At 65.2% G+C, this 534-nt stretch carries 1 protein-coding gene; it reads left to right on the top strand.

The window, feature by feature from the left end; translation table 11 throughout:
- Positions 1-39: 39 nt before the first annotated feature.
- Positions 40-534 (top strand): beta-ketoacyl synthase N-terminal-like domain-containing protein (locus OMK64_RS21575; RefSeq protein WP_272730172.1); only part of this gene is annotated, 495 nt, incomplete at its 3' end.

Genomic DNA, 534 nt, shown 5'->3' with positions numbered 1-534 from the left:
GCCCTTGAGTTACCGCATCACACCGCTTGGAGCCGCTCGATGAGCGCTTACCTCAACGCCCTGGGCGTGATCTGCGCCCTTGGCCGCGGCCAGGACGAGGTCAGCCGCAGCCTGTTTGCCGGGGACTGCTCCGGCATGCGCCCTGAAAGCGGCTGGGTGCCGGAGCGCGTATTGCCGGTGGGCGCCGTGAAAGGCGACTTGGCAATCATCCCGCCCGAGTTGGGCCAGCAAAGCAGCCGCAATAACCAGTTGCTGCTGGAAGCGGCGTTGCAGATCGAAGGCGATATCCGACAGGCGATCCACACCTACGGCGCGTCACGGGTCGGCGTTGTGCTCGGCACCAGCACCTCGGGCATCGACGAAGCCAGTCGGGGCATCGCGCACTTTTTGCGGGAACACCAGTTCCCCGGCGACTACGACTACCAGCAGCAGGAACTCAGCGCTCCGGCGAATTTCCTCGCCGACTGGCTGCAACTGAGTGGCCCGGCCTATGTGATCTCCACCGCCTGCACCTCCAGCGCCCGTGCCTTGATT

Source organism: Cellulomonas fimi (assembly GCF_028527925.1).
In the GTDB taxonomy this organism is placed as follows: domain Bacteria; phylum Actinomycetota; class Actinomycetes; order Actinomycetales; family Cellulomonadaceae; genus Cellulomonas; species Cellulomonas fimi_C.
The sequence above is the reverse complement of the archived record's forward strand: the minus strand, read 5'-3'. Positions and strand labels throughout refer to the sequence as shown.